This window comes from Streptomyces sp. NPDC024698, from assembly GCF_055559015.1.
In genome coordinates this window covers 354,254-366,574 of sequence record NZ_JBVHLK010000007.1, presented here as the reverse complement: position 1 = coordinate 366,574, position 12,321 = coordinate 354,254, and the positions used below count along the sequence as shown (strand labels likewise).

Here is a 12,321-nt window from a genome sequence, read left to right as displayed (position 1 = left end):
TCCTCCACGGCTACAACTACCATCGCTGCCACACCGCCCTCGGAGGCCAGCCACCCATCAGCCGTGTGAACAACGCTGCGGGTCAATACACCTAGCGGGCGATGAGGGCGTGTTCGCCGGCCGTGCGCATGGCGACGAGGGGGGCCGGCGCGTGTCCGGTCATCCGCTCCACCTGGAGCACGGCCTGGTGGACCAGCAGATCGAGTCCGCCGACCACGGCTCCGCCGTACGCGGACCAGCGCGCCGCGAGATCGGTCGGCCAGGGGTCGTACAGCACGTCGAAGAGGGTCGTGGGGCGCCCGGGGACGGCGGCGGCCAGCGCGTCCGTGGTGCCGGCCGGCGTCGTGGCGATCACCAGCGGCGCGGTCAGCGCCCGTTCGGCGTCGGCCCAGTCCTCGGTGCGCACCTCGATGCCGAGGCGCTCGCCCCACTCCCGCATCTCGGCGGCCCGCTCGCGGCTGCGGACGTACGCGACGACCTCGCCGGTGCAGATCCGCGCGAGGGCGGCCAGCGCGGAGGAGGCGGTGGCGCCGGCGCCGAGGACCGCGGCCGAGTCGACCTGCTCGATCCCCCGCTCGCGCAGTGCGGCGACCATCCCCGGGATGTCGGTGTTGTCCCCGACGCGACGCCCGTCCTCGGTGAACACGACGGTGTTGACGGCCTCGACGGAGGCGGCCGTCTCGGTGATCTCGTCGAGCAGCGGCATCACGGCCCGCTTGAGCGGCATGGTCAGCGACAGTCCGGCCCACTCCGGTCCCAGGTCCTCGACGAAGGCGGGCAGCGCCGCCTCGTCGACCTCGAAGCGGTCGTACGTCCAGTCGCCGAGGCCCAGTTCCCGGTAGGCCGCGCGGTGCAGGACCGGGGAGAGGGAGTGGGCGATCGGCGAACCGAGCACGGCGGCCCGGCGGGCATCAGTTGCCCGAGCTGGCATTGAACTTTTCCTTGAGTTTCTCGAACTGGGCCAACGTCTTGGCGAATTCCGTGTTGTTCTGGCCGTCGGTCGCCACGAAGTACAACCAGCCGTCCTTCGTGGGGTTGAACACCGCCCTGAAGGCGTCGTCACCCGGGTTGCCGATCGGTCCGGGCGGCAGACCCCGGTGGTAATACGTGTTGTACGGGTCCGGGTTGCTGTTGATCTCGGACTCGCTGATATTGATCTTGCTCTGACCCTTCAGGTAATTGAAGGTCGAGTCGAACTGAAGCTTCTGATTGGTCTCGGTGTTGGTGCTCTTCAGACGGTTGTAGACGACCTCGGCCATCTTGCGGTAGTCGTCGTGCGTCTTGCCTTCCGCCTGCACCAGGCTGGCGACCGTGACCACCTGGAGCGGGTTCTCCAGCTTGAGCGCCTTCGCCTTCGCCACGATTCCCATCGCCGCGTACTTCTTGTTGGCCTGCGCGACCATGCTCTTCAGCACGGCCTCGGGCTTCATGCCCTTGGCCGCGGGATACGTGAGCGGGTACAGGAACCCCTCCAGGGGGTCCTTTATGTCCTTGTTGCTGTTCGCCCAGCTCGGCAGTCCGAGGGACTTGTATTCCTTCTTCGCGACCGCGCTGGTGGTGCCCTTGGCCAATCCGAGCTTGGCGTCGATGGCCGCGTACACCTGGGCATTGCGGAATCCCGGAGGCACGGTCACATTGTTCTGGCTCTTGGGGTCGAGCATCAGTGCGACGGCACTCTTCGCCGACATCCCCTTGCGCAGGATATAGGCGCCCGCCTGAATGGACTTTCCCTTGGGATTCTCGGCCTGGGCGGACACGAACGCGTCCACGCTCTTGACGACGCCGGCCGCCTTGAGTTTCTGGCCGATCACATAGCCGCCCTCACCCTTGCCGATCTCGACGGGAACCTGTCCCGTACCCTCTCCGGCAAAGTCAGGGGCAGCGCCGAAACGATTCTGGTAGTAGTGGTAGCCGAAATACCCGGCTCCGGCGAGAACACCGCCGAAGACCGCGACGACCACCAGGCAGGCGCAGCCGCTGCGGCGCTTCTTACCCTTGCCGCCACCGCGTTCCTTGCCGCCGCCCCGCTCCTTGCGGCCACGGCCCTTCTTCGGGTCGTCGTCCTCGTCGAGGTCGTCGTCATCGTCGTCCGCGCCGGAGAAGAAGGCGTGCTCGCCCTGGTCGGGTCCCGGGTCCCAGTCCGTCTCGGGCTCGGGTTCGGGCTCGCGGCGGCGGGCCGGCGGCTCGGGCGGCGGATAGGCGTCGGGGGTGTTGTAGAGGTCGGGCTGTTCACCCGTGTACTGGCCCGCGTAGGGGTCGGCGGGATCGGCCGCATACGGCACCTGGGGCTGCGCGCCGGTGCCGGCATCGGCGTACGGCTGCCGGCCCTGGCCCGGGTACTGCTGCCGACCCTGACCGTCGTACTGCTGCTGACCCTGGCCCGGATATTGCTGCTGACCCTGACCGTCGTACTGCTGCTGACCCTGGCCCGGGTACTGCTGCCGACCCTGCGCGTCGTACTGCTGTCCGCCCTGGCCCGGGTACTGCTGCTGACCTTGACCGTCGTACGGCTGCTGACTCTGGCCGTTGTACTGCTGCTGGCCCTGGAACTGCTGATCCTGGTACTGCTGCTGGCCGGGGTACTGCCCGTGCTGGCCCTGCGGCGCGTACTGCTGCTGACCCTGGTACTGCTGACCCTGGCCCCAGTCGCCCTGCTGCTGCGGATAGTGCTGCGGCTGGCCGCCGTCGTAGGCGGACTGGCCGTCGGCGGCCTGTCCGCCCCATCCGCCGTCCCCGTACAACGGGTCCTCCGGATGCCACGGTTCGGAGCCAGAGCCCCGGCCATACTCAGTCATCGATCCCCTACGAGCCGCGAGCCGGTAGCTGCCGGCTCCACTGGCCCGGCGCCCGTCCGCCTCTTTACTGTGCGACGGCTGTTCGAACACCACCGCATCGGGCGGAACGTTACCGTATCGCGATCACATGACCACTTCGACGCCCTCGCCGGGCGACGTGCCTGACACCCGTTCGGATTCCAGGGCTTGCTGAAGGATGATGACAGCGGCCGCCTGGTCGATCACCGACCGGCCCTTCTTCGACTTCACGCCCGAGGCGCGCAGCCCCTGGCTCGCCGTGACCGTGGTCATCCGCTCGTCCACGAGCCGCACCGGAACCGGGGCGATCCCACCCGCGAGCTCCTGAGCGAAGGCACGCACCTTGACGGCGGCGGGACCCTCGCCCCCCTTGAGGGAGCGAGGGAGTCCGACGACGACCTCGATCGGCTCGTACTCCTCGACGAGCTGCTTCAGCCGGCGGTGGGCGGCCGGGACGTCACGTCCCGGGACCGTCTCCACCGGAGTCGCGAGGATCCCGTCGGGGTCGCACGAGGCGACCCCGATCCGGGCGTCCCCGACGTCGATCGCGAGCCGACGTCCTCTTCTCATCTTCTCGGCCGTTTCTTACTTGGCCGTGTCGGCGACGAGGCGCTGGACGGCGTCGATGGCCTCGCCGACGGCGGCGGGGTTCTGGCCACCGCCCTGGGCGACGTCCGGCTTGCCGCCACCGCCGCCGCCGAGGGTCTTGGCGGCGCCGCGGACCAGCTCACCGGCCTTCAGACCCCGCTCGCGGGCGGCCTCGTTGGTGGCGATGACCGTCAGCGGCTTGCCGCCGGCGACCGTGAACAGGGCCACGACCGCGGCCCGTCCGCCCTGGATCCGGCCGCGCACGTCGAGGACCAGCTTGCGCAGGTCGTCGGCGCCCGTGCCGTCCGGCACCTGGCCGGTGACCAGGGCGACCCCGTTCACGTCCTTGGCGGACTCGACGAGACCGGCAGCGGCCTGGAGGACCTTCTCCGCGCGGAACCTCTCGATCTCCTTCTCGGCGTCCTTCAGCTTGCCGAGCATGGCGGAGATCTTCTCCGGAAGCTCCTCGGGGCGGCCCTTGACCAGTTCCTGGAGCTGGGCGACGACCGTGTGCTCACGGGCGAGGAAGTTGTACGCGTCGACGCCGACCAGGGCCTCGATGCGCCGCACGCCCGAGCCGATGGAGGATTCGCCGAGCAGCTTGACCAGGCCGAGCTGGGAGGTGTTGTGCACGTGCGTGCCGCCGCACAGCTCCTTGGAGAAGTCGCCGATCGTCACCACGCGGACGCGCTCGCCGTACTTCTCGCCGAACTCGGCGATGGCACCCTGCTTCTTGGCCTCGTCGAGGCTCAGGATCTCGGCGTGCACGTCCAGGTCGCGGGCGAGCACCTCGTTGATCTGCTGCTCGACGTCGGTCATCACGGCCGTCGGGACGGCGGACGGGGAGCCGAAGTCGAAGCGGAAGCGGCCGGGCTGGTTCTCGGAACCGGCCTGGGCGGCCGTCGGACCGAGGGCGTCGCGCAACGCCTGGTGCGTGAGGTGCGTGGCCGAGTGGGCGCGGGCGATGGCCGTACGACGACGTACGTCGATGGTGGCCTGGGCCTTGGCGCCGACGGTGGCCTCGCCGACCTGGACGACGCCCTTGTGGACGTACACACCCGGGACAGGCTTCTGGCAGTCGCGGATCTCGATGATCGCTCCGGTGTCGACCCGGATGCGGCCGGTGTCACCGATCTGGCCGCCGCCCTCGGCGTAGAAGGGGGTGCGGTCGAGGACGATCTCGACCTCGTCGCCCTCGGAGGCGGCCGGGGAGGAGACACCGTCGACGAGGATGCCGACGATCGTCGACTCGGCCTCGGTGCCGTCGTACCCGACGAAGTCGGTCTCGCCGGCGGCGTCGGCGATCTGACGGTAGGCGCCGAGATCGGCGTGGCCGGTCTTCTTGGCGCGGGCGTCGGCCTTGGCCTTGTCCCGCTGGTCCTTCATCAGGCGGCGGAAGCCGTCCTCGTCCACCGACAGGCCCTGTTCGGCGGCCATTTCGAGGGTGAGGTCGATCGGGAAGCCCCAGGTGTCGTGGAGCAGGAAGGCCTTGTCGCCGGCGAGGACCGTGCCGCCCGACGACTTGGTGTCGGTGATGGCCATGTCGAGGATGTTCGTGCCGGCCTTCAGCGTCTTGAGGAAGGCGGCCTCCTCGGCGAGGGCCACGGTCTCGATCCGCTGCCGGTCGCTGACGAGTTCCGGGTACTGCTGACCCATCATCGCGATCACGACGTCGATGAGGTCCTTGACGACGAAACCGGTGGCGCCCAGCAGCCGCATGTTGCGGATGGCGCGGCGCATGATGCGGCGCAGCACATAGCCGCGGCCCTCGTTGCCGGGGCTCACGCCGTCGCCGATGAGCATCACGGAGGTGCGCATGTGGTCGGTGACCACACGCAGCGAGACGTCGGAGGCGTGGGAGGCGCCGTACTCGACACCCGTCAGCTCGGTGGCCTTCTTGATGACGGCCATCGAGGTGTCGATCTCGTACATGTTCTGCACGCCCTGGAGAATCATCGCGAGGCGCTCCAGGCCAAGGCCCGTGTCGATGTTCTTGCTGGGCAGGTCGCCGAGGATCTCGAAGTCGTCCTTCGAGATGCCCTCGCCGCGCTCGTACTGCATGAAGACCAGGTTCCAGATCTCCACGTACCGCTCGTCGTTGACGGCCGGGCCGCCCTCGACGCCGAACTCGGGGCCACGGTCGTAGTTGATCTCGGAGCACGGACCGCAGGGGCCCGGGACGCCCATGGACCAGTAGTTGTCCTTCTTGCCCAGGCGCTGGATGCGCTCGGCCGGGACGCCGATCTTGTCGCGCCAGATCGTCTCGGCCTCGTCGTCGTCGAGGTAGACCGTGATCCACAGACGCTCGGGGTCGAGTCCGTAACCACCCTTGTCCTGGGGCGAGGTGAGCAGCTCCCAGGCGTAGGTGATGGCACCTTCCTTGAAGTAGTCACCGAAGGAGAAGTTGCCGCACATCTGGAAGAACGTGCCGTGGCGGGTGGTCTTGCCGACCTCTTCGATGTCGGGCGTGCGCACACACTTCTGCACGCTGGTGGCGCGCGACCACGGGGCCTTGACCTCGCCGAGGAAGTACGGCTTGAAGGGGACCATGCCGGCGGGGACCAGGAGCAGAGTCGGGTCGTCCGCGATGAGCGACGCCGAAGGGACGACGGTGTGACCGCGCTCCTCGTAGAAGCTCAACCAGCGGCGGCGGATTTCAGCCGACTCCATCAGTGGTCCTCATTCCGGTTGTACGAGTACGTCGTGTTGTCGATGTACTTGATCTGCTTGCTGTCGCCCGGCTGCTCGCCGCCGCCGATCGCGCGGATGCGGCGCTGCGTGGGCAGTTCGGGGTCCGGTTGCCCGTTCAGGCCGAGCACCTCGCCGAGTTCGGCCTCGCGTTGGGCCATCCCGTCGCGGACGTCGAGGGCGAACTCCTTGAGCCGGTGGCCCGCGTCGATCGCCTTGTTGGCGGCCTGTGCCGCGAGGCTCTCGGGGGTCAGCTGCCTGAGCTTGCGGTTGACCTTGGTGGTGGCCCATACACCCGCGGCTGCGCCCGCGGTGAACCAGAACGTACGGCGGAACATCGCTGCGTCAGTCCTTCTTCCGCTTTCCCCGCCGAGCGGACGGGACGCTGCGGCCCACGATCACGGTACGCCGGGACGCTTTGTCGGGCACATTGTCACGACGGCCTCCGATGGCCCGGCGCACGCCGTAGCCGAACGCGGCGACCTTGACCAGCGGGCCGCCGAACGTGGAGGCGACGGTCGTCGACAGCGCCGAGGCGTTCGACGTGACCTCCTGGACGTCCGACGCGATGGCGTCGACCCGGTCGATCTGCGTCTGCGCGGAGCGCACCGCCGAGGAGGCGTCGGCCAGGAGCGGAACGGCCTGCTCGGTCACGTCCGCCACGAGCTTGGTGGTCGCCCTGAGCGTCTGGGCCAGCCTCACCAGCGCGACGGCGAGGAAGGAGACCAGGATCGCCCAGAAGACGGCCACCAGGATCCCGGCCACCTCACCACCGGACACTGTGCACCCGCTCCCTGACTGTGTGCCTGAACATCGAAAAGTCGTCACCCGAGCCTATCGCGCCGGGGCCGGGGCTCCGTACCGCATTTATCCGCTCGGGAGTGTGGAGTTGCGCGAACCGATTGTACGGAGCGCTAACGGGTCAGTACGCTCCGTATCTCATGCAGCGTTCTCACCCCGCCCGGCGCTCCGGTCCCGCCGCACCGGGCAATCTGCCCCTGGAACTCGACGCGTTCGTGGGGCGCTCCGAGGAGCTCGCCCGGCTGGCCGAGGCGCTGGAGGCGGTCCGGCTGGTCACCGTGACCGGCATGGGAGGTGTCGGGAAGACGCGCTTCGCCGCGCGCGCCGCCGCGGGGACGGACCCGCTCGACGGGGTGTGGCGCATCGACCTGTCCTCGGTGCAGGATCCGGAACTCGTCGAGTACGCGGTGGCCGAGGCGCTCGGTCTGACGGACCACACGGCGAAGCCGCAGCGCCAGGTGCTGCTCGACCACGTCGCCCGGCGCCGGCTCCTGCTGGTCCTGGACGGCTTCGAGCATCTGGTGGACGTCAGCGCCTCGCTGGTGGGCGAGTTGCTGCGGCGGGCGCCGGGACTGCGGGTGCTGGCGGTGGGTCGCAGACCGCTGGACATCGCCGGCGAGCGGGTGTTCCCGCTGGCTCCGCTGGCCGCGACGGAGGCGGTGGAGCTGTTCGCGGACCGTGCGGCGGCCCGGGTGCCCGGCTTCGCGCTGGACGAGGGGAACAGGTCCGACGTCCTGGAGCTGTGCCGGCGGCTGGACGGGATCCCGCTGGCGCTGGAGCTGGCGGCGGGGCGCGTGGGCACGCTGTCCCCCGGGCAGCTGCTCGCCCGGTTGGAGGACCGGTTCCGGCTGCTGACCGGCGGTGTGCGCGACGCGCCGCCGCGGCACCGGACGCTGCGGACGGCGATCGGCTGGAGCCACGAGCTGTGCACACCGGGGGAACGGCTGCTGTGGGCGCGGCTGTCGGTGTTCGCCGGGCGGTTCGACCTGGAGGCCGCCGAGTACGTGTGCAGCGGGGACGGGCTTCCCGCGGACGACGTCCTCGACGTGCTCGGCGATCTGCTCGCGCAGTCGGTGCTGTCGCGCGAGGAGACCGCGGCGGGCGTGCGCTACCGGATGCTGGACACGGTGCGGGCCTACGGGGCGCAGTGGCTGGCGGCGACGGGGGACGCGGAGCGGCTGCACCGGCGCCACCGCGACTGGTACATGGGTCTGGTCACCTGGTGCGAGCTGGACTGGTTCTCGCCGCGGCAGGCCGAGGTGGCGCTGCGCGTGGAGACGGAACTGCCCAATCTGCGCTGCGCCCTGGAGTACTCGCTGACCGAACCCGGCGAGGCGCATCTGGGCCAGTATCTGGCGGGCGCGCTGTGGTTCTACTGGGTCGGCTGCGGGCGGCTGTCCGAGGGGCGGCACTGGCTGGAGCGCAGCGTCGAGCTCGACGGCGACCGCGACCAGTCACGGCTGAAGGCCCTCTGGGTGCTCGGCTATGTGGCCGTCCTCCAGGGGGACTCGGTGCCCGCGCTGTCCGCGCTCCAGGAGTGCCGCGAGGAGGCGGAGCGCTGCGAGAACGCCGTCGCGGTCGCGTACGCCGAGCACCGCACCGGCTGTCTGGCGCTGGTCTCGGACGACATGGCGCGTGCCGAGGTGCTGCTGCGCTCGGCGCTGGACCGCTATCACGAGATCGGGGAGCTCAACAGCAATGTGCTGATGGGCCAGGTCGAACTGGCGATGGCGCTCGCCTTCCAGGGCGACCTGCCGGCCGCGGTGAAGCTGTGCGAGGACGTCCGCGGGGTGTGCGAGGACCACGGGGAGCGCTGGGCGCTGGCGTACGCGCTGTACGTCCTCGCGTACCAGGCGCAGACCGAGGGTGATCAGCCGACGGCCCGCTCTCTGCTGGAGCGGGCCCTGGGGATCGCGAACGGTTTCCACGATCTGCTCGGCGCCGTTCTCGCGGTCGAGCTGCTCGCCCTGGTCACGGCGGTGGAGGGCGACGCCGCCGAGGCCGCGCTGCTCCAGGGGGCGGCGTCGCGGATGTGGCCGTCGGTGGGCCTGCCGCTGTTCGGATCGGCCTACTACAACGCGCCGCACGAGCGCTGTGCCGCCCTGTCCCGGCAGCAGCTGGGCGACGAGCGGTACGAGGAGTGCGTACGGGCGGGAGAGCTGCTCGGGCCGGAGGCGGCGATCGCGCGGGCGCTGGGCGGTGCCGGGATCACGGCACTCGGGGCGGTGCCGTCGCAGCGACGGCTGCCCCCGGACGTGCGAGAGCCCGCCGTCTCGCCCACCTCGAAGGGCGGGGAGACGACGGGCTGACGCTGACGCGCAGGTGGTACAACGTCCGCTGAAGGAAGATCAGCGGGCGTAGTACTCGACGACGAGCTGCTCGTCGCAGATCACCGGGATCTCCTTGCGGTTCGGCTCGCGGTCCAGGCGGAAGGCCAGGGCGGCGAGGTTCACCTGGAGGTAGCGCGGGGTCTCACCGTCGGGGGCGAACCCACCGGCGCGGGCGACCTCGAACAGCGTCTTGCTGCGGCTGCGCTCGCGGACCATCACGACGTCGTCGGGACGGACACGGAACGACGGCTTGTCGACCTTGCCACCGTTGACCTCGATGTGGCCGTGGACGACCATCTGGCGGGCCTGGTAGATCGTGCGGGCGATGCCCGAACGAAGGACCAGGGCGTCGAGACGACGCTCCAGCTCGATGACCAGAGCCTCACCGGTCTTGCCCTGCGTCTTGGCGGCACGCTCGTAGGCGCGGACGAGCTGGCGCTCGGACACGTCGTACTGCGCGCGCAGACGCTGCTTCTCGAGCAGACGGACCTTGTAGTCCGAGTTCTGCTTGCGGCCACGGCCGTGCTCGCCCGGCGGGTAGGGGCGGGCCTCGAAGTACTTGACAGCCTTCGGGGTCAGCGCGATACCGAGCGCACGCGACTTCTTGACCTTGGGGCGGGACTGGTTCGCCATGAACCAAACACCTCATGTTTCCGATGCGAATACGGCTTCACCAGGGTTAGGGGAGGTCGCAATCCGCAGCCCGGGAAACCCTCCTCGCCGCTGTGGCGAACCACGTGGGCGGGGCGGGCAGCCGCTCCTGGGTCTGGGCACATACGTGCAGCACGCGAGTGACCCACCGACCGGTCCCGGAGATCCGGGTGGTGGTGGGTTGCCCGCGACACCTTCGACGGTGCGCGACGCTCCTGGAATCCCCCCGTGGAGGCGGGGGCTCCGGCTGGATGTCCCGTTCTGGTGGTGCCGACCGGAGCCGGACACGGGACGCAGCGCTTCGAGCCATCGTACAGGGTGGTCAGTCGCGCCCTCTACCGAGGTGTTTCCTGGTCCACTCCACCGCGTCCGCGTACCGCGCCTCGGCGCCGTGCCGGGTCGGTGTGTAGTACTCCCGGTCCTGGAGCGTCTCGGGAGCGTACTGCTGGGCCGCGATGCCCTCGGGCAGGTCGTGCGGATACACGTACCCCTGGGCGTGCCCGAGTTTGGCCGCGCCCTTGTAGTGCCCGTCGCGCAGATGGGCGGGCACCGGGCCCGTGTGTCCCTTGCGCACGTCCTCCATGGCGGCGCCGATGGCCAGGGTCGCGGAGTTGGACTTCGGGGCCAGCGCGAGGGCGATGGTGGCGTGGCTGAGGGTGAGCGCGGCCTCGGGGAAGCCGATCATCGCGACGGCCTGCGCGGCGGCCACGGCCGTGGGCAGGGCGTTCGGGTCGGCGAGGCCGATGTCCTCGCTGGCGGAGATCATCAGGCGGCGGGCGATGAAGCGGGGGTCCTCGCCCGCCTCGATCATCCGGGCCAGGTAGTGCAGGGCTGCGTCCACGTCGGAGCCGCGGATGGACTTGATGAGCGCGCTCGCCACGTCGTAGTGCTGGTCGCCGTCGCGGTCGTACTTCACGGCGGCGCGGTCGACGGTCTCCTCCAGCGTCTGGAGGGTGATCTCCGGCTCGCCCTTGTCCAGGGCGGCGCCGGCCGCGGCCTCCAGGGCGGTCAGGGCGCGCCGGGCGTCCCCGCCGGCGATGCGCAGCAGATGCGCCTCGGCGTCGCCGGGCAGGGCGACGGACTCCCCCAGGCCGCGCTCGGCGCCGAGAGCCCGGCGCAGCAGTCCGCGCAGATCGTCGTCGGTGAGCGGTTCGAGGGTGAGCAGGAGGGAGCGGGAGAGCAGCGGCGAGATCACCGAGAAGTACGGGTTCTCGGTGGTCGCGGCGATCAGGGTCACCCAGCGGTTCTCGACCGCGGGGAGCAGGGAGTCCTGCTGGGCCTTGCTGAAACGGTGGATCTCGTCCAGGAAGAGGACGGTCTCCTTGCCGAAGCCGCCGGTGGCGCGACGGGCGCCCTCGATGACGGCGCGCACCTCCTTGACGCCCGCGGTGATCGCGGAGAGCTCCACGAAGCGCTTGTCGGTGGCCTTGGAGACGACGTACGCGAGGGTCGTCTTGCCGGTGCCCGGCGGGCCCCAGAGGATCACCGAGGACGGTCCGGCCGGGCCTCCGCTCCCCTCGCCGACGAGTCTGCGCAGGGGAGAGCCCGGCTTCAGCAGATGCTGCTGTCCCACGACCTCGTCGAGGGTGCGCGGGCGCATCCGCACGGCCAGGGGGCTGCTGGACGGGTCCTTCTCCTGGCGTTCTTCTGCGGCGGCGGTGAACAGGTCGGGCTCCACGTCCAAAACCCTATGTCACGCCACTGACAATCCCTCCCGGGCCGTGGACCGGCGGGCCCGGCCGGGGCCCGCAGCCGGGACCGCGACCGGCCCGTCAGCTGGTCCAGAAGTCCCACCAACGGGTCAGGATCAGCATGCCGATGATGCCGATGTGCAGGGTCGGCAGGACCCAGGTGAACTCGCCGAAGAAGCTCTTCATCCAGCGCGGGGCGGGCAGGAAGCCGGCGCGGACGTTGAAGGAGGTCACGTACCAGAACATGGTGATCGTGGCGACCCAGGCCAGGCTGCACCACAGGCACAGCGAGTTGATCCGGTACAGCGACTGGAACTGGAGCCAGGTGCAGAACGCGACCCCGAAGAGCGTGCCCGCGTTGAAGGTCAGCCAGTACCAGCGCGGGAAGGTGGCCCGTGCGAGCAGGCTCGCGCCGACGCAGATCACGATGCCGTAGGCGACGAGGCCCATCATCGGGTTCGGGAAGCCGAAGGCCGAGGCCTGGGCGCTCTTCATGATGTTGCCGCAGGAGACCACCGGGTTGAGGCTGCAACCCGGGACGAAGTTCGGGTTCTCCAGCAGCTTGAACTTGTCGATCGTGATGACCCACGCGGCAAGGAGACCGGCCGCCCCCGTGATCACCAGCAGCACCGCGAGCGCGCGACTGGCGCCGACGGTCCGCGCGACGGCGGCGGGGCGTTCCTGATCGGTCGGGACGTCCTTGACTGTCGTCTTGTTCATCACGCCGTTTCCGTAGCTTCGAGGGGGCCTGCGGGCAGG

General features: G+C 69.9%; 10 protein-coding genes. 1 reads left to right on the top strand and 9 read right to left on the bottom strand.

The window, feature by feature from the left end; genetic code table 11:
- Window positions 1-91 precede the first annotated feature (91 nt).
- The 6 genes from ACZ4AA_RS19675 to ACZ4AA_RS19650 form a co-directional block, all read right to left on the bottom strand.
- Window positions 92-931: a shikimate dehydrogenase gene (locus ACZ4AA_RS19675; RefSeq protein ID WP_467603293.1), complete on the bottom strand. Its 840-nt coding sequence runs from the start codon at window positions 929-931 to the stop codon at window positions 92-94.
- Window positions 912-2,795 (bottom strand): endolytic transglycosylase MltG, encoded by a 1,884-nt coding sequence (gene mltG / locus ACZ4AA_RS19670; RefSeq protein WP_467603290.1) that lies wholly within the window; start codon window positions 2,793-2,795, stop codon window positions 912-914. The genes ACZ4AA_RS19675 and mltG overlap by 20 nt, the downstream gene beginning before the upstream one ends.
- Window positions 2,796-2,918: 123 nt before the next feature.
- Window positions 2,919-3,383: a Holliday junction resolvase RuvX gene (ruvX, locus tag ACZ4AA_RS19665; RefSeq protein WP_467603287.1), complete on the bottom strand. Its 465-nt coding sequence runs from the start codon at window positions 3,381-3,383 to the stop codon at window positions 2,919-2,921.
- A 15-nt stretch (window positions 3,384-3,398) separates the two neighbouring features.
- Complete coding sequence (alaS, locus tag ACZ4AA_RS19660) at window positions 3,399-6,071, bottom strand: alanine--tRNA ligase (RefSeq protein WP_467603284.1); 2,673 nt, start codon at window positions 6,069-6,071, stop codon at window positions 3,399-3,401.
- The gene (locus ACZ4AA_RS19655) at window positions 6,071-6,427 is read right to left on the bottom strand and encodes a DUF6167 family protein (RefSeq protein WP_467603281.1); all 357 of its coding nucleotides are present in this window, start codon (window positions 6,425-6,427) and stop codon (window positions 6,071-6,073) included. Before ACZ4AA_RS19655 ends, alaS begins: the two co-directional genes overlap by 1 nt.
- Window positions 6,428-6,434: 7 nt before the next feature.
- Window positions 6,435-6,869: a DUF948 domain-containing protein gene (locus ACZ4AA_RS19650; protein WP_467603279.1), complete on the bottom strand. Its 435-nt coding sequence runs from the start codon at window positions 6,867-6,869 to the stop codon at window positions 6,435-6,437.
- Window positions 6,870-7,030: 161 nt separating this feature from the next.
- On the opposite strand from ACZ4AA_RS19650, the gene ACZ4AA_RS19645 reads away from it, so the two are divergent.
- Window positions 7,031-9,199, top strand: a complete 2,169-nt coding sequence (locus ACZ4AA_RS19645; protein ID WP_467603276.1) for an ATP-binding protein — start codon at window positions 7,031-7,033, stop codon at window positions 9,197-9,199.
- Between the two features lie 39 nt (window positions 9,200-9,238).
- On the opposite strand, the gene rpsD is transcribed toward ACZ4AA_RS19645, so the two are convergent.
- From rpsD to ACZ4AA_RS19630, 3 genes are all read right to left on the bottom strand, one after another.
- Window positions 9,239-9,853 (bottom strand): 30S ribosomal protein S4, encoded by a 615-nt coding sequence (gene rpsD / locus ACZ4AA_RS19640; protein ID WP_148007813.1) that lies wholly within the window; start codon window positions 9,851-9,853, stop codon window positions 9,239-9,241.
- Window positions 9,854-10,193: 340 nt separating this feature from the next.
- On the bottom strand, window positions 10,194-11,549 hold the full coding sequence (locus ACZ4AA_RS19635; RefSeq protein ID WP_467603269.1) for a replication-associated recombination protein A: 1,356 nt from the start codon (window positions 11,547-11,549) through the stop codon (window positions 10,194-10,196).
- A gap of 94 nt (window positions 11,550-11,643) precedes the next feature.
- Window positions 11,644-12,282, bottom strand: a complete 639-nt coding sequence (locus ACZ4AA_RS19630) for a vitamin K epoxide reductase family protein (RefSeq protein ID WP_467603265.1) — start codon at window positions 12,280-12,282, stop codon at window positions 11,644-11,646.
- Window positions 12,283-12,321: the final 39 nt, after the last annotated feature.